Below are 23,431 nucleotides of genomic sequence, written 5' to 3' on the forward strand. Positions count from 1 at the left end.
TCAGTAGGGGAAGTCTAGGATTGCGCTCTCCATCACGTCTATTAGAATTTATTCAGCTTCAAACCAAATAATAGTTATACGGTGTAAACCCTGATGCTGAACATTCGGTACTTGGCCGCGGTGCGCGCAGTGATGCGTACGGGCTCGATATCCGGCGCGGCGCGTATCTTGTTCGTGACGCAGCCCGCCGTGACGAAGTCCATCCAGCTGGCTGAAGAAGAGCTGGGCATAAAGCTGTTCATTCGATCAAAGGGCCGTTTGATTGCTACTGAAGAAGCCACGTTCCTGTATCCGGAAATGGAACGCATATTTGGCGAGATCGTCCACCTGCAAGACCTTGCAGCGGAAGTGCGGGATGGGCACGCAGGACGCATCGCGTTGGCAACGGTATCTAATCTTTCAGCGTCGTTGCTCGGCCGCGCAATCGCCCAGTTCCGGCAGCGTCATCCGAAGGTGCGTTTTGATATCGAGGTACACAGCACCAAGCTGGTATTGGAGCGCGTCAGGCTCGGTCAGGTCGGGGTGGGGTTGTTGGACCTGACGCCCAAAGACTCGGCCGATGTGGACTCGCTGGAACTATGCGAAACGGCGGTGGGTTGCGTCATGCGGAAGGATCATCCGTTAGCCGCGCTGGAGTCGATTACGCCCGAGGCTCTGGCGGGGTATCCAATACTGACTTTTCCGGAAGACACCACCACAAGCAGTCTGGTCCGTGAAGCGTTCAGGCACGACCAGTCGGCCTGCAATATCGTCATGACAGTCAACCATTCCTACCTGGCTTGTTCGCTGATCGACCAAGGCTGCGGGGTGGGATTGATCGACGACTATCACCTGCATACCGATTCGTTTCCCAGGCTGACGGTGCGGCCGTTCAGCCCAAAAATTCTGTTGCGACCTACGGTTGTGACAACTGCCGGCCGGACCGTGTCGCTGATTGCTCGCGAGTTCATGGATGAGCTTCAGGCCACGGCGCGAAGGGTGCTGTGCTAGCAGCGCTTCGTGCCGGGCCACATTCAATAATCGCCAGCCCGCTTAGTTCGTCGTGATCTTGCCGACTTCAATCACGCGCTTCCAGCGGTCATATTCTTCGGCCTGGAACTTCGTGAATTCATCGGGAGTGTTTCCGACGATCTCGAAACCCAGTTCAAGCAGCTTGGGCTTGATGGCGGGGTCGTTCAGGCTTTCGACAATCGCGCCACGAAGCTTGTCGCGTATGGCGGTGGGCAGTCCTTTCGGTGCGGCAAACGCCTGCCAGGACGTGACCGTTACGCCTTTAAGACCCAGTTCTTCCATCGTGGGCACGTCGGGCAGCAGAGGAGAGCGCTTGGCGCTGGTGACGGCCAGCGCGCGCAACTTGCCGGACTGTATGTGCGTGAGGCATGTGTTGATGTTTGAGAAGGACGCATCCACTTGGCCGCCGAGCAGATCGACGATCGCAGGCGCGCCGCCCTTATAAGGGATGTGCGTTCCCTCGGTCTGCGTTTCCTGCCAGAACAGCGCAGCGGTCAAGTGATCCGATGTGCCGTTGCCCGCAGACGCGAACGTCATCTTGCCAGGATTGGCCTTGAGGTACGCCATGACTTCTTTCAAGGAATTGAATGGCGACTTCGCGTTGACGACCAAGACATTGGGCGCCTGGACGGCAACGGTGATGTAGTCAAAATCCTTGCGCGGGTCGTAACCGGGGTTGGCGACCAGGTGGGGTGAAATGACGAACGGACCGAGCGACGAAACAAGAATGGTGCTGCCATCGGGCGCTGCGCGTTTTGCATAGGCGGCGCCCATCGTGCCGCCCGCTCCGGGCTTGTTCTCGGTGACGAACGTGCCGCCCAGCTTTTCCCCGACCTTTTGGGCAACTGTCCGGGCGATGAGGTCCGTGGAACCTCCTGGCGGGAACGGCACCAGGAAAGTCACGGGTTTGTTGGGCCATGCGGCTGCGGCGGCCGCCGTTGCGGCGTCGGCCGCCGTGGCGACCGTGGGCGCCGCAATGGCGGCGCTCAGGGCGAGCAGGATTGGGATCAGGCGTTTCATCTAAGGTGTCTCCTCAACAATGGCGTCGGTGCGCTCGAATAATTTGTGTTCCCGCAGGTCGCGGGATTGAAACGGCGGTGATGCGCTCAGGCGCGCTTGCCCACCTCGACTTGCTCGCGGGTCCAGGCGCGGGCTTGATCGGTCAGCGTCAGTCCGAGGCCCGGCCGGTTGGGCACCAGCATGCGGCCATCGCGCGTTTCCAGGCGTTCGTGGAATAGGGGTTCCAGCCAGTCGAAATGCTCGACCCAAGGTTCGGTCGGGTAGATCGCCGCAAGGTGCACATGCAATTCCATCGCGAAGTGGGGTGCCAGCATCAAACCTGCGCTGTCGGCTTGCGACAGAATTTTGAGGAAGGGCGTAATGCCGCCAACGCGGGGTGCGTCGGGCTGGATGTAGTCGGCGCCGCGGTGGCGGATCAGATCGCCATGTTCGGCCGCGCTTGTAAGCATTTCACCGGTGGCGATAGGCGTGTCGAACGCGGCGGCGAGCGCCGCGTGTCCTTCGTGGTCGTAGGCGTCCAGAGGCTCTTCGATCCAGACCAGATCAAACTGTTCAAAAATGCGGCACATGCGTTGCGCGGTAGGGCGGTCCCATTGCTGATTGGCGTCGACCATCAGCGGGACGTCGTCACCCAGATGCTTGCGCACGGCTTCCACGCGGCGGATGTCCAATTTGCGGTCCGGCTGGCCTACCTTGAGTTTGATGCCGCCGATTCCTTTCTCGCGGGATGCCGACGCATTCACCAGCAACTGCTCGGTCGGCGTATGGAGAAAGCCGCCCGACGTGTTGTAGCAAGCGACCGAATCGCGATAGGCGCCCAGCAGTTTCGCCAGCGGCAGGTTGGCACGGCGGGCCTTCAGGTCGTAGAGCGCCACGTCAAAGGCCGCGATGGCCTGGGTCGACAGGCCGCTGCGGCCAACGGATGCGCCGGCCCAAGCCAGTTTTACCCACAGACGGCCGATGTCGCTGGGATCTTCGCCCAATAAAACCGGCGCAATTTCCTTGGCGTGTGCGAACTGCCCCGGACCACCGGCGCGTTTCGAGTAGCTGATGCCCAGGCCCTCATGGCCGTCCTTGGTCTGTAGCTCGACGAAAAGAAGCGCGACCTCGGTCATCGGTTTCTGGCGGCCAGTCAGCACTTTGGCGTCGCTGATCGGTGTAGCCAGTGGCAGGTAGCAGGAAGAAATGCGCATCCAGCTGATGCTGTCGGGGGCTAGGGATGGGTTCATGGAGACCTCAAGAGGTTGGGACTGGCGACGTTGCAATGCGGATGGACAACGTTGTCATTTTTGGGGAAAAAATGCGCACTGGGCTGTGGCGCGAGGAATAAGGGCCGTATCGGACGGCATCCTCGCAAAAGTTCAGTGCGTCGCTGGGAAAAATGATAACGTTGTCCAAATGCTCCCGCAAACTGTTTTCTTGCTGGTAATTTCCCTAATCCCACCGTTGCATGTCCTCCATCAAACAGAAGTCGATCACCCTGCATGACGTCGCCCGCGAGGCTGGCGTTTCGCTCATTACCGCGTCGCGGGCGCTAGGCAACCCTGACCGCGTTTCCGAGAAAACGGTGGCGCGAGTGCAGGCCGCCGCCGATGCCATTGGCTATATCCCCAACCTGCTTGCGGGCGGACTCAAGTCGCGCCGCAGCCGGACGGTTGCCGCCCTTGTGCCCATTATTTCCGTGCAGCAGTTTTTGCCGACGATCGAGGCGTTGACCGCAATGCTGGACCGCGAGGGGTATCAGCTATTGCTGGGACAGACGGGTTACGACCGCGCGCGCGAAGCGGCATTGCTGAACTCCATGGTTGGCCGTCAGGTCGATGGCATCGTGATGGCTGGCCTGCTTGACGACACGCCCGCAAAGGCCCGGATACGGGCGGCGGGCATCCCGGTGGTGGAAACGTGGGACATCACCGACGATCCGTTCGATATGCTCGTCGGCTTCTCGCATCTAGGCGTGGGCCGAGCCGTTGCGGACTATTTTCTGGCCAAGGGATGGACGCGCTTTGGAGTGGCGACGGGCGACGACAAGCGGGCCTTGATACGGCGGCAGGGCTTTGTGGATCGTATCGGCCATGATGTGCCCACAGCGGCCGTGCCCGCGCCCAGCAACCTCGGGTCGGGCCGCCAGGCGGGCGCTGAACTTCTTACGAAAGACCCATCAATACGGGCGATCTTTTGCAGCTCCGACACGCTTGCGGAAGGCGTGCTGACAGAGGCGCGCGTGCGTGGCTTGCGAGTTCCAGAGGACTTAGCCGTGTGCGGATTCGGCGGTACCAGTTTCTCAGGCCACCTTGCGCCCACGCTTACGACCGTGCACGTGGATGGCTCGCGGATAGGCTCGGAAGCTGGCCGCATTCTTCTTGCGCGATGCCGGGGAGAGACGCCGGAGGAACCGTTCATCGATGTCGGTTTTCGCGTCATAGAAAGGGAATCGACGGCGGGGCGGTGATGGTGGGGTGAGCGGCCGCCCCTAATGGATAAAGCGATTCACTTGCCCGTCCAGACTAGAGCCTTCCGGCCTACGCTTCCTGTTTTCGGAGGCGCATATCACGGGCCGGTGTTTTTGCTTGGCGTTCGTTGCGGGCGCGGGGGTGGTGCAACTTCTGCCGGCGTTGCCGGGGCCAGCGGTCCTGTGGCTGATGTTGGGCATGGGGGTGGGCGCCGGTGTCTGCTGGGTGCGCGTTCAGTCTGGCGTTTTACGCATCTGCTTTGCGCTGGCGCTGGGATTCCTGGCTGCTTGCTTCAACGCCAGTTTGCAAGCGCATCATCGTCTGGAGGATGCGCTGGCCGACCTGCATCAAGATCAGGTGTCCCAACTGCTCGTGCGCGTGGCGGAACTGCCGGATGGCGATGAGCGGCATCAGCGGTTTGTGGCCGAACTGGCGGAACCTGCGCGGCTTGGCATTCCGTCCCGTATCCAGGTGACGTGGCAGGCGGCGCCTGGGGCGCGGCCCGGTGTGCCGGCGATGGTGCCTGGTCAGGTCTGGCGTATGGCGCTGGTGTTGCGGCGTCCGCATGGGGTGTTGAATCCGGCGGGGCCTGATGCAGAGGCGCGTATGTTTGCGCGCGGGGTGCGGGCGGTGGGCACGGTGCGGGGCAAGCCACGGTTGATTGATGATCAGCCTTGGGCGGGGCTGGGAATTGCCATTGAACGGGCGCGGCACCATGTGCGGGTGGGACTGCGGGCGGCGTTGGGGGCGCACCGTTATGCGCCGGTGTTGATTGCCTTGGCGATCGGGGATCAGGCGGGCGTGGCGCGGGATGACTGGCGTATTTTCAATCGCAGCGGAATTACCCATCTTGTGTCGATCAGCGGCATGCACGTCACGTCCATTGCCGGGATTGCGGGCGTGCTGGTGGCGGCGATCTGGCGGCGTGCGCGCTGGCGCGGTGTGGGATTGGCTGAGCGGACGCCAGCGCGCGTTTCAGGCGGCGCGGCAGCGGCGGTTGTTGCCTTGATGTATTGCTTGCTGGCGGGCTGGGGCGTGCCCGCACGGCGCACGTTCTTCATGTTGTCGGTTGTGCTGGCTGCGTCGATGTCGCGTCTGCCTCTGACATCCGGGCGGGTGCTGGCGGTTGCTGCGGCGGGTGTGGTGGCGCTTGATCCGTGGGCGCCGATGTCACCTGGCTTCTGGTTGTCGTTTGGCGCCGTTGCCATCCTGCTGCGTATTGCCAACGCGCCGTTTGATGTAGATGCGGGCTGGGTCAAGCGTTGGTCGGCGCGGTTGGGGCAGGCGGCGCGATTGCAGTTGATGGTCACGCTGGCGTTGATGCCGATGCTGGCGTTTCTGGTGTATCAGGTGTCGTTGGGATCGCCGCTGGCGAATGCGGTGGCGATTCCGTCGGTGACGTTCATTGTGACGCCGCTGGCGCTGCTGTGCGCAGCATTGTCTGTGACGCCCGGTGCACAGACGCTGGCCGCTTGGGCAGGGCAGGCGGGGCTGACCGCTTTTGATCTGACGATGACGCCGGTGGCTTGGGTGGGCAATGCCAGTTGGGCAAGCGTGGCAGTGGCGGCCGCGCCCTGGCCGTGGTTGCTGGTAGCAGTGGCGGGCATGGTTTGGGCATTGCAGGCGCAAGGCTGGCCCGCGCGGCATTTAGGGTGGATCTGGATGCTGCCTTTGCTGTGCTGGCGGCCTGATCGCCCTGAGCCGGGCCATTGGCGTATGAGTGCGATGGATGTGGGGCAGGGCAGCGCCATTTTGGTGGAAACGGCCAGTCAGACGTTGCTGTTCGATGCGGGTCCCCGGCATTACGGCGGCAACGATGCGGGCGAGCGAGTGGTGGCGCCATTCTTGCAGGCTCGGGGGATTCGGGAGCTGGATGTGATGGTCTTGTCCCATGCCGATCAGGACCACGTGGGCGGTACGCGTTCGGTGCTGGCCGCTGTGCCCGTGCGGCGCAGCTATGCGTCATTCGATCTGCCGGCATTTGTGCGCCGGGATGCCCGGATGTGGCCGGATCAAAGCGCTGAATCGCCTGCAAATCCGGCTGCACTGCCGGCTGCACTGCCGGCTGTACTGCCGGATGAGATGTTGCGCTGTGAACGCGATACGGAGTGGGTGGCGGATGGTGTGGTGTTTACTTTTCTGCATCCGGCCCAAGGCGGCAGCGACAGCGTGCAAGATCGAAACGCAGACAGCTGTGTGCTGCGCGTGCAGGGGACCAGCCACGCTGTGCTATTGACCGGCGATATCGGCGTGGCGCAAGAGCGCGAATTGGCGGCGCGCGGCCTGCCGCCTGCCGATGTGGTGTTGGCGGCTCACCATGGCTCGGCGTCGTCATCGGGCAGGGATTGGGTGAACGCTGTGCAGGCTGCGCATGTGATTGCGCAGGCCGGCCATTTGAACCGTTTCCGGCATCCTGCCAGCGCGGTGCAGTTGCGCTGGCTGCGAGCCAACGCCATGTTTTGGCGCAGCGATAGGGATGGCGCGGTGATGGCGGAGTCTATCGGTGGAAGGTTGCGTGTGTGGGCGCAGCGTGATGTTGGGCAGCGGTACTGGCATGGACGTTAGCGCGGTGGATCTACTTCACGCGATGCTTAAGTTACCGGTAGTCATGCGGCTAACGCCCGCGCTAGCGCTTTGAAGATTTTGTCATCGCCGCATTGAGCCACGTTGAATCGCAGGAAGTCACCTGCGGTCAGCGATTGGCTGAAGGCATTGCCCGGCGCCAGCACCACGCCGTCATTCAAACAGGCGCGGGCGACAGCCGCTGCGTCGGCCCCTTGCGGCAAGCGGCACCACAGGAACATGCCGGCTTGGGGAACAAGCCATGGCGTAATGCCGATCTTGGACAAGCGGGCGGCGGTGCGCTCGCGGGCCTCTGCCAGTTTGGTGCGTACCGCTTCCATATGCTTGCGATAGCTGCTGTCGGTCAGCGCGGTCAACAGAATGTCGGCGGCAAGCCTTCCGCCGCCAAAGCTGGTGGCGATTTTCAGGTCGGCCAGCGCGTCGATCCAATCGGCGCGTCCGGCTATGTAGCCGCAGCGCACAGAAGCCGAGACCGTCTTTGAAAAACTGCCGATATGGATGACGCGGGACAGGCCATCAAACGCGGCCAGCCGGGCCGACGGGTGGGTTTCGAAGTCGGCGAAGATGTCGTCTTCAACGATGATCAGGTCTGTGCCGTCGGCGGCTTTCAACAGACGATGCGCGGTAACAGGCGATAGTGTTGCGCCCGTTGGGTTGTGTATGCCTGAATTGGTGATGTACAGCCTGGGCGAGTGTTGCTGCAAGGCCCGGGCAAAGGCGTCGACATCGGGTCCGTTGGGTGTGTAAGGCACGCCCGCCACGTTCACCCTGTGCGCCCTGAGCAGCGAATGGAAATTGAAGTAGCAGGGGTCGTCGACCAATACGGTGTCGCCGGGTTCCAGCAGAAAGCGGCAGATCAGGTCGATGGCCTGCGTGCCGGATTCTGCCAGCATGATCTGTTCTGGATGCGCGTCCATGCCGTTGGCGGCCATGCGGCGGGCCAGCAATTGGCGCAGGCCGGGGTGGCCTAGCGGCGTGGCGTATTCCGTCAGCAGGGCGCTGTCGGCGCGTGCCATGGCGCGCAAGGCGCGGCGTACCCCGGCTTCGTGCATCCAGTCTGGAGGCAGCCAGCCGCATCCGGGTTTCAAGGTGGAGGCATCGCGTTCCAGCGATTGGCGCGAGAGCCATAGGGGGTCAACCTCGCGTTCCAGTCTTGGCTCAATTGCCGCCAGCGCCAGCGGCCTGACGGGGCCGGCTACGTAAAAGCCCGATCCGGGGCGGGACGTGATGGCGCCTTCGGCGGCCAAACGCTCGTAGGCTTCGACCACGGTTGATACCGATAGCCGCATGGTTTTGGCCTGGGCGCGCACGGATGGCAAACGCATGCCGGGGGTGTAGGCACGGGCATTTATGCCTGCGCGTACGGCGTCCATCACGGCATCGACGCGGGTTCCGGCTGCTTTGCTCATTCTGAGACTCCAATCTGTACTGATAAATACAACATAACAGTTCTTTTTTATTGTACTGAAGTGTTCCTGGAAATCCGCCTGGCCGGCTGCTCTACTACTAGCCAATTCCACTGGAGTATTTTTGATGGACAAGGCGGCTAGCGGTTGGGTCAACGGCTTTATTGGCGTGGCGATATTTGCGGGGTCGTTACCGGCTACGCGTGCTGCCGTTGCGGATTTCGATCCCACTTTCTTGACGGGAGCGCGCGCGACCATTGCGGCCGTATTGGCGCTGGCGCTGTTGGTTGTGATGCGTCAACGCCGGCCGGAAAGGAACGATATCGTGCCGCTGATTGTTGTGGCGCTGGGCGTGGTCGTGGGCTTTCCGTTGCTGACGGCGCTGGCCTTGCAGCATGTGTCGTCGGCGCATTCCATCGTGTTCGTCGGGTTATTGCCTTTGTGTACGGCCATCTTCGGTGTGTTGCGAGGCGGCGAGCGTCCGCGGCCGGCGTTCTGGGTTTTCTCTTTGCTGGGCAGTGCGTTCGTGGTGGGGTTTGCCGCCACAGGAGGAATCGAGGCGTCGATTCAAGGCGATCTGCTGATGCTGGCCGCCGTGGTGGTGTGCGGATTGGGTTACGCGGAAGGCGCGCGGCTGTCTCGCAAATTGGGCGGCTGGCAAGTGATCAGCTGGGCGCTGGTGTTGTCTTTGCCGGTCATGGTGCCGGTTGCATTGCTGACCTGGCCGGCGTCGTTTGATTCTGTGGGTATGCCCGCCTGGATCGGCCTGGCTTATGTCTCGGTGTTCAGCATGCTGATCGGTTTTGTGTTTTGGTATCGCGGCCTGGTGCAGGGCGGCATTGCGGCCGTGGGCCAACTGCAACTGTTTCAGCCCTTTATGGGGCTGGGGCTGGCCGCGCTGCTGTTGCACGAGGCCGTCAGCTGGGGAATGCTGGTGGCAACGCTGGCGGCGGTGCTCTGCGTGGCGGGCGCCAAGAAGTTCGCCGTATAGCCAAAGCCAGCCGCATCCGCCTATTAGGACCGGTCTTCTTTCTTCGTGCTTTTGATGCGCGGGGCGGCAGGAGCGGGCGGGGCAGGGTTGGGCTGGTAGTCAGCAACCACGTATCGGATTGGCAGCGATACGGCTTGTTTGACGGGCTCCATGTCGCTGGTAAATGCGGGCAGGCGCCCGGCGCGCTGGACCATGGCGATGGTGGCTTTGTCTACGCTTACGTTGCCGGATGACTTGTTAACGGTGACTGTTTCCACATCGCCGTTGGGCAGAATGTCGATGCGCAGGGTTAGCGTCATATTCGTGTCTGCGCGCAGCGCTTCGCGGGGCACGGTGATCTTGCTCTGCAATTGACGAGCGACCGCAGTGTTCCATTCGGCATGCGTGCTGATTGGCTGAGCCAGCGCGGGGGCGGACAGGCACAGGGCCAAGGCAGGGAGGTTGAACGCGCGCAACCGCCAATTCATTGAATGACATCCTGAAAATTCTGCACTCGACGGTATGCCGGACAGATACCCGGGCAGCATAACCGAGAGGCGTCCGCGTACTACGCAGTCAGGCCGTACCGTTCGCCAAGTCGTCAAACAACAGGTCTCCACCCATCTGGCCACCCTTGAGCATCAGCTCGATGCCATCGATGGCGGGGTTGTCGCTGCGGGCGACGCTGACGGTGACGCCGGGGGCCAGCACGCATCGAAATGCCAGGCCCCACAGGCCCAGCGCCAAGGTGGCCTGGCTGGACGTGTCGCCGCCCGCGATGCCGATGCGCGACGGCTGGACTCCGCTTTTCGCGCTGGCCTGAATGATGGCCGCGACCAATTGCGCTGTGCTGCGAGCGGTGGCCGCGGCCTGTTGGGCGGTTACGGCATGTGCCGGGTGGTCCGTGTGCACCAGCACGTTTTGGCCTTGGACGAGCGTGGCGGCGGCTTGTTGGACCTGTTGCGCGGCATACATCGGGTCGTCGAGCAATCGTTGCGCCTGTACCGGCTGACGCACGTATCGCTGGCAAGCGGAGATCTGCCTGGCGGTAACGGGCGACAGGCTGCCTGCCACCACCAGTACTGGCCCGGTGGCGGGCGCCAGTGAGGTGACGGGTACGCTTTCCCGCCCGGGCGAAAATGCGCGGGCCAACGCTTGCTGCACGCTGCTCGGGCCAACGGCCAGCAAGGGCACGCAGGCTGCGGCGCGCCAGATCAAGCGGCCGATGATGGTCAGTTGTTCGTCGTCGACCAGATCCAGCAGGAGCGGTCCGTCTGTCGTGTCGATGATGCCGTCAATCCAGTGCTCCAGCTCGGGCGCGTCGATGGCGCGGCGCAGGCGCGGGTATGCGGTGTGCGGCACGGAGCGGATGTTCGTCACGCCCTGCGCCGCCAAGTGCAGGCGCAAGTCGGCCTCGTGCATCGGAGTGACGGGGTGCTGGCTCATGACCGGATGGCGGTCGATGCGGTGGATGTTTGGTGCGGAGCCGGCGCGGGCATACAGATTGGCAAAGCTGCAATAGCGGCCAATGCTGGGTTGTCCGCCCACAATCGGCACCAGCGGATTGGGCATGTGACGCCGCAGCTCGCGGATGGCAACACCAATGCTGCCGACGTGTGGCGCGCTGTCGAACGTGGAGCAGCATTTGTAGTGCAGCACGCGCGCGCCGGTGCCCGCCATGAAGTGGCCGACCGCGCGCAGTTCGGTTTCCATATCGGCGGGCGCCATGCCACGCGCCGCGCCTGCGATGCCGATGGCGTCCAGCGGACCCGCGCGATGCAGTTGGTCCGCGGTGGGCACACCCAGGAACAGCAGGCCGCGCCAACCTGCGCGCGCCACTTCCGCCAAGGTGTCGGTGGCGCCGGTGAAGTCGTCGCCATACCAGCACACCCGCGGCGGGGTGATGCCGCGATCAGGCGTATTCATGCACGGCCGCCAAAGAAGGCCAGGGCGCGTTGCAGCTCGGGGGCGTTGCGCGCGAAGTCTTCCAGCGTCTGGCCGTCGCGTACCGCCTGCCAGGCTTGGCGGATGCTTTGCACACCGGCGGCAGGGCCGTCCGGATGGGCCAGGATGCCGCCGCCGGACATGAACATCAGGTCGTCGGTGAGCACGGAAGCCCAAGTGGCCGGCACGGTGCCCGCCCATTGGCCGGACGAGAATGCGGGCATGACCTTATCGGCAATACCAGGGGTCAGGGAAGCCAGGCAATCACGAGCGGACTCGACGACTTCCTGGTCTTCTTGCGCAAATTTTCCCTGCAAGCCATGCACGTGCATGTGGTCTACGCCCGCCAAACGCCACAGCGTCTGGTATGCCTGAAACCCCATGCCCAACAGCGGCGCGCGGGACAGCGCGCCGTAGCCGTTGCGGTGGCCGTGCAGCGCCAGCGGCGTGCTGCGGCGCAAGGTCTGGATGGCAGAAAAGCCGCACCAGTTAAGGCTTGCCATGACGCAGGTGCCTTCTTCGCGTTCGATCAGTTCGGCGTGGCGGCGCATGGCGTCGGTTTCGTCGCTGATGTTGAACGCCACCATGACCTGCCGGCCCGTGCGGTCGCGATGGGCGCGCACGACTGCCATTACGGCGGCAACGCGTTGCGCCAGCGGGGCGTGGGCCGGGTTGGCGCACACCTCGTCGTCCTTGATGAAGTCCACGCCTGCGGCGCACAGCTGTGCCACCAGATGTGCCGTTTGTTCCGGAGACAACCCGACATTGGGTTTGATGATGGTGCCGACCAGCGGCCCTTTGGCCACGCCAGTGAGCTGGCGCGTACCAGCAATGCCTACCTGCGGCATGTCGAACTGGGCGCGGTAGTTGGCGGGCAGTTCCATGCTTTCCAGACGCAAGCCTGTGACTTCGCCCAGGTCGTACAAGTTGCCGCCGACGGTAGCGGCCAGCGTGGCCAGGTTGGCGCCGACGTTGGCAACAGGAAACGCGATGCGCACGCGTGCGCGCTGGTAAGCGCCGGGCATGCCGCCCGGTTGCCGCGCCAGCCAGGCATTGGGCAGGCTGGGCGTTGCGACCGTTTCCAGCATTTCGATGGATTCGATGCGCGCACGCGCCCGGGCGCGAAGCTCGTCGGTTTCACCCTGCACTCGGGTGAAGGTGCCGCAGGACTGCTCGCCGGCCATGACCTCCGCGACCCGTGCAGGGTCCATCGGCGTTTCGATCAGGTAGGTGGCGCTAAACGATTGGGAATTCATGGTGGCGGCGGACAGCGTTGTCGAAACAGGGGCTTCAGATGCGGGAGAGATCGGGAAACGGGCGCACGGGATCTGTGCCGTCCCAACCCGAAGCGCTTTCGCGGATCAGATCGAACAAACGGCCTTTCGGGCCAGCCACTTCGGACAGTTCGATCACGGTTCCGGGGTGGTATTCGGTGTCGAAGTAAATGAAGCGGCCTTTTTCGCCGACTTCACCGCTCATCTTGGGTTTGAAGCCTTGCGCCAGCAGGCGTTCCAGATCGGCGTCGTAGCTTTCCGTCCAGTAGGCCACGTGTTGCAGACCGGTGCGTCCGGCTTGCAGGAAATCGCGGTACATGGACGGCACGTCGTTGCGGGTCTGGATCAGTTCAACCTGCACAAAACCCGAGTTGGCGAGCGCCACCGAGTTGTGCGGTTCGTGGCTGACGCCGTCGTATTGGTAGTTCACGATGGGCACACGCGGGTTGTAGTACCAGGGACCCACGCCCAGCGTGGTGCTCCAGTAGTCCATGGCGGCTTCGATGTCGTGCACCACATAACCGAGTTGGCGGATTTCGCCCAGAAAACGACTCATGATGGATCTTTATAAAAGAGTGGCTAGGCGGCGCTGGCGGCGCGCCCTGAATCAGCGTTCAGGGCCGGGCCGCGCCGGGTCATAGGAAACCGATAGAGAACCAGGGGAAGGCGGCTACGACGATCAGGCCCACCAGCAACGCGGCGATGTAGCCCCAGATCGGGCCGATGCCCTCGTTGGGATCGACGCGGCTGATGGCGCACGCGCCGTAGTAGCCCACGCCAAAGGGCGGCGCGAAGAGACCGATGCCCATCGCGAAAATCACGACCATGGCGTAGTGCACTTCATGCACCCCGGCTTGAACGGCGATCGGGAACAGCAGCGGGCCAAACAGCACGATGGCGGGAATGCCTTCCAGCACGCTGCCCAGAATGATGAAGGCCACGATGGACACCGCCAGGAAACCGTAGCTGCCGCCAGGCATACCGGCCATCAAACGCGCCAGATCGCCCGAGAATCCTGATTGCGTCAGCGCCCAGGCCATGGCGGTGGCGCAGCCCACGATCAGCATGATGGCGCCCGACAGGGACGCGGTTTCGATCAGCATGGGCTTCAAGCGCGCCCAGTCGAATCGCCGGTAGATCAGGATGCCGATCAATGCCGAATACACGATGCCGATGGTGGACACTTCGGTGGCGGTGGCCACCCCTTCGACCACGGCGGCACGAATTACAAAGGGCAGGGCCACGGCGGGCAGCGCGATGACGAAGAAGCGGCCGATTTCCTTGAAGCTGAAACGCTGGACCAGCGTCAGATCTTCTTTGCGATAACGCCACCACACCACCGAGCACAACGCCAATCCCAGCACCACCGCTGGCAGCAAGCCGCCCGTGAACAAGGCGGCAATCGACACGCCCGTCACCGAACCAATGGTGATCAGCACGATGGACGGCGGGATGGTTTCGGTCTGCGCGCCCGTGGCCGACAGCAGCGCGACCAGATCACCGGGCTTGGCGCCGCGCTTCTGCATTTCCGGAAACAGCACCGGCGCGATTGCCGCCATGTCTGCGATCTTGGAACCCGATATGCCCGACACCAGATACATGGCGCCGATCAACACATAAGACAGCCCGCCGCGTACATGGCCCAGCAGGCTGGCCAGGAACTGGATCATGGCGCGCGCCATGCCGGTCATTTCAATTAACGAACCCAGGAAGATGAAGAGCGGAACGGCCAGCAGCATCAGATGCGACATGCCTTCGTCCAGCCGTCCGACCATGACTTCCATCGGGGTGTTGGTGGTCAGCGCCAGATAGGAAAATGTCGCCAGCGCAAACGAGAACGCAATCGGCACACCTGAAAACACCGTAGCGGCAACGATACCGACGAAGAAGATCACCAGGTTCAGTTTGCCCAGCCCCTTGAACATCGGCTGCGCCAGCCAGAACAGCGCAACGACAACGGCAACGCCAGCCAGCGCCATCAAGACCTGCGGCAGAGGCTGTGTGCGAAGCAGGCGCAGCAGCGCCACCACGGCCATCAGCGCCATGCCAATCGGAATGGCGGACGCGCGCCACGCGTTGCTGAGTTCCAGCGCGGGCGTGATGATGAAGTGTTCTTCGTGCGCGTACTCGATGGCCGGGGCCAGAATCAGCACCAGGAACGCGAGCGACGCGGCCAGCGCCAAGGTTTCCAGCTGCGCGCGCCGCGCGGGGCTGACGTTGTTGACCAGCGCCGTCATTCGCATGTGCTCGCCGCGGCGCAGCGCAACAACCGCGCCCAGCATCGACAGCCAAAGGAACAGAATGGATGCCAATTCATCCGACCAGACCAGCGGGCTGTGGAACGCATAGCGCGCCACCACACCGGCAAACAGCACAAAGATCTCGACCAGGACAATGGCTGCCGCTACGTGCTCAACCACGCAGCCAAGCACACTGTCCAGCGCGTTGGCTGCCCGCCGCAGGGGATTGGCGGGTAGCACCGGCGTTGCAGTATGGGGGGCGGACAAAGAGGACATGGCGCGCGACCTCAGGCCAGCTTGCCGACGCTTTGTTCAAGCAGCGACCAGGCTTCATTGCCGAAGCGGCCTTGCCACTCCTTGTAGAAACCGGCGGTGCGCAGCGCTTCGCGGAAGCTGTCAGGCGAAGGCTGGTTGAATTTCAAGCCCTTGCCTTCCAGATCGGATTGCACCGAAGCGTTCAGCTTCTTGATGTCTTCGCGCTGGGCCAGACCGGCTTCGTTGATGCCGCGGGCGACGACCGTCTTCAGGTCTTCCGGCAGGCCTTCCCACATGCGGCCGTTGGCGATGAACCAGTAGCCGTCCCAGATGTGATTGGTCAGCGAGCAGTATTTCTGCACTTCGTACAGTTTGGCGACCTGAATGATGGGCAGCGGGTTTTCTTGCGCGTCCACCACCTTGGTTTGCAGCGACGAATAGACCTCGCTGAACTGCAAGCTGGCGGGCGCGGCGCCCAGCCCTTTGAACATCGAGATCGGCAGGGAACTGACCGGCACGCGGATCTTCAAGCCGTCCATGTCGGATGCCGCCGTGATCGGCGCCTTGCTGCTGGTGGTTTGGCGAAAGCCGTTGTCCCACATCTTTTCAAAGGCGTAGAGCTTGCGCTGCGCAATGGCGGCACGGACATGCGCGCCGAGTGCGCCATCCATGGCGCCCCAGACCTGGTTGTAGTCCTTGAACGCGAAGCCCACGGCGTTGATTGCCGCCACCGGCACGAGCGTGGCAATCACCAGCGCGGAAGGCGTGAAGAAGTCGATGCCGCCCGAACGCACCTGCGCCAGCATGTCGGTGTCGCCGCCCAGCTGGTTGTTCGGGAAAATCTTGATGTCTACGCGGCCATTGCTTTCTTTCAGGATGCGCTCGGCAGCTTCTTGGGCGCGGATGTTCAGCGGATGCGTCACCGGCAGGTTGTTGCCGTACTTGAGCGTGTAGTCGGCCGCGCGGGCGATCAACGGAAATCCGCTGGTCAGGGCGACGGCGGGAACCGCGCATAGGCGGCGCAAGGCACTGCGGCGGGTTAGCAGCTTCATGGTTGTCTCCATACTCGTTTTATGATGTTTTTTGATGTGCCACAAATACGCTAAACCCATGCGGCAGAGTGGACAATAGTGAATAAGCGCTATCATCGTCAAACCTTATTCATGATGGTTTTTGATGTGAATAGACTCCCTCCCGAACGCAAGCTTGCCCGGTTGGCAGACGTTGCCGCGCTTGCCGGCGTGTCCACCGCCACGGCGGATCGCGTGTTGAACCGCCGGCCGGGGGTGCGCGCCAACACCGCCCAAAAGGTGTTCAAGGCCGCCATCGAGCTGGACTATCTGCCCGAACAGGAACTGCTGGCTGCCGCGCCGCCCGAACCGATGCGGCTGGTGTTTCTGCTGCCGCGCGGCAGCAACCGCTACCTGCGCATGCTGGGCGACACGGTCAGCTACGCGCACGAGCACTTTGCACCGCTGAATGCCAAGTGTCAGATCGAGTACGTGGAAAGCTTCAATCCCGATGCGTTGGCGCAAGCCTTGGCCAAACACGGCAAGCGGGCGGACGGCATTGCTTTCATGGCGCTGGAGCATCCCGCCGTGCGCGAAGCCGTCAATGCGCTGGCGCAGCAGGGCGTGCCGACGGTGACGCTGATTTCCGACCTGGCCAACAGCAGCCGCACGGCTTATGTGGGTCTGGATAACCGGGCTGCGGGCCGCACCGCCGGTTATCTGATTGCGCGCTTTATCGGCCTGAGAGCCGCGCACGTGGCGCTGATTGCCGGGTCGCGCCATTACCGCGCTCACGAAGAGCGTGAAAGCGGTTTTTTGCAGCTGTATGCCGAGCAGTTCCAGGCCATGCAGGTGGTGGATCTGCGCGAAGGTTATGACGATGCCCAGCGCAACTACGAGCAAACCCGTCAATTGCTGGAGCAATATCCGAATCTGGCCGGCATCTACAACATTGGCGGCGCGTCCGACGGCGTGGCGCGTGCTTTGAAGGAAGCGGGCTTGCAGCATCGGGTAGTGTTCATAGGGCATGGTCTGACGCCCGATACCCGTTCGTTGCTGATCGACGGCACCATGGACGCCGTGATCACGCAAAGCCCGATGGAAGCGCTGATGAGCTGCGTACGCATTTTTTGCAATTTGCGCGATAGGCGTAGCGCCATGAATGGCGTGGAACTGGCGCGCAGCCAGGTCATCTTCCGGGAAAACCTGCCATAGCTTTGGGGGGTAAACCCAACGAATTCACGGCGTGCTTGCTTTTTAACTGCCTAGGCAGATAAAATCCAAAAATCGTCACGTTATTGACACCCGCATTGCAGCGAGGCCCCCATGACCCCCGTCAAACCTACCGTGCTGGACAGCTTCTATACGGGTGAACTCGGCTTCATGGTCACGTCCGTGCGCGGCGCCATCCACGAAGCGCTGGAACGCGAACTTGCCCCGTTCGAACTCACCACGCCGCAGTATGTGGTGTTGAACTGCCTGGCCAAAGGTTGGGGCCGCACACTCAGCGACTTTTGCCGGGTGCTGGCCTATGACTCGGGTGCGATGACTCGGCTGTTGGACCGTATCGCGGCCAAGGGTTTCATTCGCCGCGTAGAAAACGAGGCCGACCGGCGCAGCTACCTGATCGAACTGACTGAACAGGGGCAGGCCGCGTTGCCGCGGGCGCTGGCTGCGTGTGATGTCGCGATGCGCCGCTTGCTGACCGGTTTTTCGGAAGACGACGCGCAAACACTGCACAAGCTGTTGTCACGGGTACTGATCAACGCCAAGACGGACTGATACGTCAGTTCGTTTTTTTTATTTATTTACCTGCCTAGGCATATACAGCCTAGGCATTTATAACGCCAAACAGCTCACTCTTCATGCCACAGCAAAACGCGGCATCTGCCCGCACAACACCCAGCGTTCCACCTTTTTTGCTGATGACGATAGGCGCATTGACCTTCATCGACTTCCTCCAAAACGGGATGGTGACGTTTGCCGCCGCGCCCATCATGGGCGAGATCGGCGCCAGCCCCGAGGAATACACCACTGTCGCTGTCATCTACGCCTGCGTCGCCGTGGTGATGATTGCGCTGCAAGGCTGGCTGGTGCACCACCTGGGTTTGCGCCGCTATCTGTTGGCGTCGCTGGGCGCGGCGGCGGCAGGTGCGGTGGTGTGCGCGCTGTCCCGCGGCGAGGCGGGTTTTCTGCTGGGCCGGGTGCTGATGGCGATGGGCTGCGCGGCAATGTTGACGTCTTCGAGGCTGACAGTGAACCTGATTCCGCCCAGCCCGGCGCGTTTTCATGGCATCAAGGCGTTGGCGACGGGGCTTTGCACAGGAACGGCGCTGGGGCCTTTGCTGGCGTCAATAGCGGTGGACCACGAAGGCTGGCCTTTGATGTTCTGGCTGGTGGCGGTGTTGTCTGTGCTGGCGATGATTCCGGTGATGTTTTCCATGCCCGGCAAGGAAGGGCGCGCGACCGTGGCCGGACGCGCGCGGCTGGCGCCGCTGGCCGCATTGGGGCTGGGCAGTTTCCTGCTGCTGCACGCGTTGCAGCGGTCCTACTACGACTACTTCAGTGACCGTCACCTGATCGTGTTCTATGCGGTGGCCGGGCTGGTGGCTCTGGGCTATTTCATCTGGTCTGAAACCCGTAACGGCGCGCCGCTACTCAAGCTGGGCGGCATGAAAGAGGTGCAATTCTTGAGCGGACTGGCGCTCTTCATGTTCTGTTATGTGATGCTGGGCGCCAACGGTTATCTGGTGCCCATGATGCTGCAACGGGCACTGGGTTTGTCTTGGGCCAACACGGGCGTGTTCTTTGGGATGGGCCTTGGGGCAGGCGTGCTGACCTTTGCGGTGATGGCGCAGTTGCTTCCCCGCTGGCCGTCGCCGCGCAAGTTTTTCGTGACAGGGTTTCTGGCGCTGGCGCTATTTGCCTTGATGATGTCGCGGCTGACGCCCGCGGCGAATCCGTGGTCCGACGTGTTGCCGGCGTTGGCCTGCTATGGCGTGTTCATCATGATCATCATGCCCGCCACCGCTATGAATACCTTCACGGGTCTTACCCGCGACCCGGCTGTCTTTGCTCACGCGCAGCAGGTGAAGAACATGTTGGCGCAGATCGGGCAGGCGCTGGGCATCATGGTGGCTACCGTGGGCCAGCAGTGGTTTACGTCCGAGCACTACAACGTGCTGCAAGCCAGCATTGCCTTGGGCAGCCCTCGCTTTGAAGCGGCGAAGTCGCAGTTAAGCAGCATCTACGCGGCGGTGGCGGACCCCGCCCAGGCGCAGCAGATGGCGATGGCGCAGATCTCGCAGATGTTGAACCAACAATCTGCGCTGCTGGCCAATCTGGATCATTTCCGCGTGCTGGCGGTGCTGGCGTTGGCAGGGGCGCTGGTCAGCGTGACGCAACGGGTGTTTCGCTGACTCGGGGATTCAGTTCCCGCCCAGCTGGCTGATCACTTGACTGGCCACGTCCGACAGCGACAGGCCGCCATCCATGGCGGTGCGTTGCAGGCGTTCATGGGCGGCCTGCTCGGTCAGGCCATACTGGCTGATCAGCAGCAGCTTGGCGCGGTCGATGCGCTTTTTTTCTTCCAGCGCGCCGCGCATGGTGTGCAGGGCTTCGTCGGTGCGCTGCATGCGCAGCGTCTGTTCGCGCATCATGTCCAGTATCGACCGTTCCAGTTCGCTGCCTACGCCGTCCGCTGCCGGGGTGTCCACGATCCGGCTTTGCACGCTGAACACCATGCTGGGCGCGCGGCCGCTGGCGTGGTTGGTGTAGCGGCTTAGGAGCAGGCGGCGATCGTCCAGTTCCTGGCGGGTTTCAGCGATGCGGCGTTCGCACTGCTGCGCCAGGGCCTGGGCCAGCAGGCTTTCCACTTCGCGCATGGCGTCTACGCGCGCTGTGTACACGTCAAACCACAGCTCGGCCAAAGCGGCGTCGACACGTTGCTCGGGGGTGGTTCGCTGCGCCATATCGCGCATGCGCTGCACGGGCTTGCTTTGTTGCTGGATGTTCTCCCAGCACTGCAATACCGCCTCGTCGGCGTACTGCGCGTACATGTCAAAACTGCGTCCTTGGTTTGCAGCCAGGCCCAGCATGCGGGATTTCTGCGCATCGGTGAAAAACCCCGCCGTGAAGCCCATGACGCCGCAAGCGCGTTCCTGGCCGCTGAGTTCCTTGCCCTGCATGAAGTTCAGCAAAGCAACCAGGATACGGGTGACGCCGGGATCTAAGGCCGAGTCCGCCGCCTCGAACACCACGGCCAGCAAACTGCCGATCACCTGCGTGAAACGCGCATCGGCGCCTTCCACTGGCACGGACTGCTCGCGGATCTGGCGGCGCAGGCCGGGCAGTTCGTCCAGCCGGAATAGCGCAAAGGCAATGGCATTGAGCAGGCGCGCCTTGCCGCTGCTTTGTGTGGTGTCGGCCGCCAGCCCATCAAGGAAGCGGCGGGCGTCTGACTCTACGTGGACGGCTTCTTCGCTGAGTCCCGCCAGCGTTTGTTGCAGACGCTCTTGCGGGGTACAGAGCGTCAGGTTGGAGTAGCCGCGTTCCTTTTGCAGCGCATGCACCAGCGCGCTCACGCGCACCACCAATTCGCAGGTGCCCGCCAGGGCTTCCAGGCCAAGAAGCTCGCTGCGCCGGGCGGCAAGCAAAAAGCGCAAGGGCGGCGGCATATGGCGTTCGGCCATGACGGTCTCTTGGGTTCAGGCGCTAAGGCGCAGTGCGGGTTCAGCGTATGCGGGCACGGGGGCGTCAGCGGCGCCGAACACTTGACAGGCGGCGACCCGGCCAATGACCAGCACAGCGGGACTTTGTAATTGAAAGGCGGCGGCGTCGCGGGTCATGGCGGCAAGCGTGGAGCGGCATTCGCGCTGGCTGGCCAAAGAAGCGCGCTCGATCATTGCCACAGGAGTGTCGGCGGCCATGCCGGCCGCCAGTAGTTGGCTGCTCATGTCGTGCAGTTTCGCCACTCCCATATAGACCACCAGCGTCGTGCCGCTGCGTGCCAACCCCGTCCAGTCAGGCATGGTGCCGTCCTGCGAATGGGCGGTGATCAGTGTAACGCCCTGGGCCATGCCCCGTTGCGTTAATGGAATGCCGCAAGCCGTGGCGGCGGCCAGCCCCGCTGTGATGCCGTTGATGATTTCGCAGGAGACACCGTGATCCGTCAGCCATTGGGCTTCTTCTCCGCCGCGGCCAAAAATGCAGGGATCGCCGCCTTTCAGGCGCGCTACTCGCAGCCCTAGCCGGGCGTAACGCAAAATCAGGCGCTGGATGAAGGCCTGCGGGGTGGAACGGCAGCCGCCGCGTTTACCCACGTACACCAGGCGAGCCTGCGCGCAATAGTCCAGCACCAAGGGGTTGACCAAGTCGTCAACCAGCACGACATCAGCCTGGCCAAGCGCCTTGACGGCTTTGAGGGTCAGCAGTTCCGGGTCGCCGGGGCCAGCGCCAATCAGCCAGACGTTGGGATTCATAAGGGGCCTCCAGACTTCATAGGGTGATGATCAGGATCAGGATTGCCACGAACTGGGCAAGGCACAGGCCTTTCCAGAAGGCCAGCGGGTTGCGTTCCAGCAAAGGCGCGCGTTGGCCGCGTTGGGCGGCATCGGGCGGATGGCGCAGGGCATAAGTGAATTCAGACAGCTCCGGCGTGCGCGATGCGGGGTCGGGATGCAGGGCGCGGCTCAACACGCCGTCGATCCACGCGGGCAGTTCGCGGTCGCGGTCCAGCACCGATACATAGGTCAGCTTCAGCTGGGCGGCTCGGCTGCGAGCGCGCGCGACATCGGCGCCGTAGGGCAAACGGCCGGACAGCATCTGATAGAGCATCGCAGCCAGCGAATACAGGTCCGAGCGCGTGGTGCCGGATTCGCCTAAGAAATACTCGGGCGCGGCGTACTGCGCGGTGCCTAGCATGGGCGCCGCGCTGTCTTCCTGCGATGCCCGGTCCAACAGACCGGCGGCCTGTGTGGAACCCAAGTCGATGATCTTGGCCTGGCCGTCTTCGGTGATCAGAATATTGTCTGGCCGCAGGTCCTGGTGAATGATTTCCAAGCGGTGAAACGCTTGCAGGCCGCGGGCAATCTGCTCGATCAACGTGACGGCCTGTTCCAGGGTGGGCCGGGGATGTTCGGCCATCCACTGGGTCAGTGTGCGGCCGGGAATGTACTCGCTGACGGTGTACAGAAAGCGGCGGGGGCGCGGCATCGGCCAGGCACGCACCACGTGGCGGCTGTCGATGCGGCGTGCTATCCATTCCTCGGTAAGTAACCGCTCCAGATAGGCCGGGTCGTGCCGGAGGTCCAGCGAGGGAATCTTGATAACTACCGGCTCGCCGCTGGCGATGTCGCGCGCCAGATAGACATGGCTGCGGTGGCTGGCGCGCAGTTCGTCTTGGATACGAAAGCCTTCGAAATCCAAGCCGGCCGCCAGGAGCGGCGGGCAGGGCAGATTCAGACTGTAGCGGCCGATCTCATCAGCCTGGGGTTGGGGCAGCGCATCAATGCGGACAATCTGTACGGTCAGGTTGTCGTCGCTGCCACGTTCAAGCGCCAGTTCGACGAGTGCGCGGGCGCTCTTGTCCAGCGCTTCTGGATGCGCCGCGATGGCTTGCGCCACGTCTTGCGCGCCGACATGTTCGTACACGCCATCGGTTGCCAGCACGAATACATCGCCGGGTTCCAGCGCTTGGGTGTGATAGTCGATTTCCAGGTGGGACGCCAGGCCCAGCGCACGGCCCAGATAACTCTTGTCGTTCGATATCCATACGCGGTGGTCGTCGGTCAGTTGCTCCAGCGCGCCGCCGCGCAGCCGGTAGATGCGTGCGTCGCCAATATGCAGAATGTGCGCGGTAGTGGCCTTCAGCACCATGACGGTCAGGGTGCAGACGTAACCTCGGTCGGCGTCGCGCGGCTGGTCGTGATGATGGCGCTGGCGGGTCTGCGCATGCAGCCAGCCATTGGTGGCGGTGAGCACCTTGTGCGCCGACTTTTTCACTGACCACGTTTCCGGCGTGCAGTAATAGTCTTCCAGAAAGCTGGCTACCGCCGTTTCGCTGGCGATATGGCTGACATTGCTGCTGCTGATGCCATCGGCCAGCGCTATGGCAATGCCTTTGGCGGCCAGCAGCGGTTCGCCCGGCACACACAAACCATGAAAATCCTGGTTGACGGCTTTCCTGCCTGCGTCGGTGTGCTGGCCCACCGCCACTTTCAAAGAAGCGGCGGCGCCGGGCGTATAGCTGTCCATGGCGTCCGGGC

Annotated in this window: 19 protein-coding genes; 7 read left to right on the forward strand and 12 right to left on the reverse strand. The window is 62.8% G+C overall.

Going from position 1 to position 23,431, the window contains the following annotated elements; all coding sequences use genetic code 11:
• Positions 1-93: 93 nt before the first annotated feature.
• Positions 94-990 carry a LysR family transcriptional regulator gene (locus RAS12_RS03590; RefSeq protein WP_306945198.1) on the forward strand — a complete coding sequence of 299 codons (897 nt, stop codon included), beginning with the start codon at positions 94-96 and terminating at the stop codon, positions 988-990.
• Between the two features lie 42 nt (positions 991-1,032).
• Here the strand turns inward: RAS12_RS03590 and RAS12_RS03595 are convergent, their stop codons facing one another.
• Together RAS12_RS03595 and RAS12_RS03600 are read right to left on the reverse strand one after the other, a co-directional pair.
• The gene (locus RAS12_RS03595; RefSeq protein WP_306945199.1) at positions 1,033-2,031 is read right to left on the reverse strand and encodes a Bug family tripartite tricarboxylate transporter substrate binding protein; all 999 of its coding nucleotides are present in this window, start codon (positions 2,029-2,031) and stop codon (positions 1,033-1,035) included.
• 86 nt (positions 2,032-2,117) lie between these two features.
• On the reverse strand, positions 2,118-3,260 hold the full coding sequence (locus RAS12_RS03600) for an L-talarate/galactarate dehydratase (protein WP_306945201.1): 1,143 nt from the start codon (positions 3,258-3,260) through the stop codon (positions 2,118-2,120).
• Between the two features lie 221 nt (positions 3,261-3,481).
• On the opposite strand from RAS12_RS03600, the gene RAS12_RS03605 reads away from it, so the two are divergent.
• Together RAS12_RS03605 and RAS12_RS03610 are read left to right on the forward strand one after the other, a co-directional pair.
• The gene (locus RAS12_RS03605; RefSeq protein WP_306945203.1) at positions 3,482-4,483 is read left to right on the forward strand and encodes a LacI family DNA-binding transcriptional regulator; all 1,002 of its coding nucleotides are present in this window, start codon (positions 3,482-3,484) and stop codon (positions 4,481-4,483) included.
• Positions 4,484-4,601: 118 nt separating this feature from the next.
• The gene (locus RAS12_RS03610) at positions 4,602-7,049 is read left to right on the forward strand and encodes a DNA internalization-related competence protein ComEC/Rec2 (protein WP_306945205.1); all 2,448 of its coding nucleotides are present in this window, start codon (positions 4,602-4,604) and stop codon (positions 7,047-7,049) included.
• Between the two features lie 41 nt (positions 7,050-7,090).
• Here the strand turns inward: RAS12_RS03610 and RAS12_RS03615 are convergent, their stop codons facing one another.
• Entirely contained in the window at positions 7,091-8,476 is a 1,386-nt protein-coding gene (locus RAS12_RS03615; RefSeq protein ID WP_306945207.1) for an aminotransferase-like domain-containing protein, read from the reverse strand.
• A gap of 124 nt (positions 8,477-8,600) precedes the next feature.
• On the opposite strand from RAS12_RS03615, the gene RAS12_RS03620 reads away from it, so the two are divergent.
• A complete protein-coding gene (locus RAS12_RS03620) occupies positions 8,601-9,464 on the forward strand; it encodes a DMT family transporter (protein WP_306945209.1) in 864 nt (287 codons plus the stop codon).
• Positions 9,465-9,487: 23 nt separating this feature from the next.
• On the opposite strand, the gene RAS12_RS03625 is transcribed toward RAS12_RS03620, so the two are convergent.
• From RAS12_RS03625 to RAS12_RS03650, 6 genes are all read right to left on the reverse strand, one after another.
• Entirely contained in the window at positions 9,488-9,931 is a 444-nt protein-coding gene (locus RAS12_RS03625) for an energy transducer TonB (RefSeq protein ID WP_306945211.1), read from the reverse strand.
• Positions 9,932-10,019: 88 nt separating this feature from the next.
• Positions 10,020-11,369 (reverse strand): four-carbon acid sugar kinase family protein, encoded by a 1,350-nt coding sequence (locus RAS12_RS03630; RefSeq protein ID WP_306945212.1) that lies wholly within the window; start codon positions 11,367-11,369, stop codon positions 10,020-10,022.
• The gene (locus RAS12_RS03635; RefSeq protein ID WP_306945214.1) at positions 11,366-12,643 is read right to left on the reverse strand and encodes a ribulose-bisphosphate carboxylase large subunit family protein; all 1,278 of its coding nucleotides are present in this window, start codon (positions 12,641-12,643) and stop codon (positions 11,366-11,368) included. Before RAS12_RS03635 ends, RAS12_RS03630 begins: the two co-directional genes overlap by 4 nt.
• Positions 12,644-12,677: 34 nt before the next feature.
• On the reverse strand, positions 12,678-13,217 hold the full coding sequence (locus RAS12_RS03640) for a VOC family protein (protein ID WP_306945216.1): 540 nt from the start codon (positions 13,215-13,217) through the stop codon (positions 12,678-12,680).
• Positions 13,218-13,296: 79 nt separating this feature from the next.
• On the reverse strand, positions 13,297-15,177 hold the full coding sequence (locus RAS12_RS03645) for a TRAP transporter large permease (protein WP_306945218.1): 1,881 nt from the start codon (positions 15,175-15,177) through the stop codon (positions 13,297-13,299).
• Between the two features lie 11 nt (positions 15,178-15,188).
• Positions 15,189-16,208, reverse strand: a complete 1,020-nt coding sequence (locus tag RAS12_RS03650) for a TRAP transporter substrate-binding protein (protein WP_306945220.1) — start codon at positions 16,206-16,208, stop codon at positions 15,189-15,191.
• Positions 16,209-16,319: 111 nt separating this feature from the next.
• Here RAS12_RS03650 and RAS12_RS03655 point away from each other — a divergent pair, with 111 nt between their 5' ends.
• The 3 genes from RAS12_RS03655 (at position 16,320) to RAS12_RS03665 (ending at position 19,585) form a co-directional block, all read left to right on the forward strand.
• A complete protein-coding gene (locus RAS12_RS03655; RefSeq protein WP_306945223.1) occupies positions 16,320-17,381 on the forward strand; it encodes a LacI family DNA-binding transcriptional regulator in 1,062 nt (353 codons plus the stop codon).
• Positions 17,382-17,492: 111 nt separating this feature from the next.
• Complete coding sequence (locus RAS12_RS03660; RefSeq protein WP_306945225.1) at positions 17,493-17,948, forward strand: MarR family winged helix-turn-helix transcriptional regulator; 456 nt, start codon at positions 17,493-17,495, stop codon at positions 17,946-17,948.
• 83 nt (positions 17,949-18,031) lie between these two features.
• On the forward strand, positions 18,032-19,585 hold the full coding sequence (locus RAS12_RS03665; RefSeq protein WP_306945227.1) for an MFS transporter: 1,554 nt from the start codon (positions 18,032-18,034) through the stop codon (positions 19,583-19,585).
• 9 nt (positions 19,586-19,594) lie between these two features.
• Here the strand turns inward: RAS12_RS03665 and RAS12_RS03670 are convergent, their stop codons facing one another.
• Genes RAS12_RS03670 through RAS12_RS03680 form a run of 3 tightly spaced genes read right to left on the reverse strand, consistent with a single transcriptional unit; the run spans position 19,595 to position 23,420 of the window.
• Positions 19,595-20,857 carry a nitrate regulatory protein gene (locus RAS12_RS03670; protein ID WP_306945229.1) on the reverse strand — a complete coding sequence of 421 codons (1,263 nt, stop codon included), beginning with the start codon at positions 20,855-20,857 and terminating at the stop codon, positions 19,595-19,597.
• A gap of 15 nt (positions 20,858-20,872) precedes the next feature.
• Complete coding sequence (gene cobA / locus RAS12_RS03675; protein ID WP_306945231.1) at positions 20,873-21,646, reverse strand: uroporphyrinogen-III C-methyltransferase; 774 nt, start codon at positions 21,644-21,646, stop codon at positions 20,873-20,875.
• A gap of 16 nt (positions 21,647-21,662) precedes the next feature.
• Positions 21,663-23,420, reverse strand: a complete 1,758-nt coding sequence (locus RAS12_RS03680) for a bifunctional protein-serine/threonine kinase/phosphatase (protein WP_306945232.1) — start codon at positions 23,418-23,420, stop codon at positions 21,663-21,665.
• Between the last annotated feature and the right edge of the window lie 11 nt (positions 23,421-23,431).

It is taken from the genome of Achromobacter seleniivolatilans (genome assembly GCF_030864005.1).
In the GTDB taxonomy this organism is placed as follows: Bacteria; Pseudomonadota; Gammaproteobacteria; order Burkholderiales; family Burkholderiaceae_B; genus Achromobacter; species Achromobacter seleniivolatilans.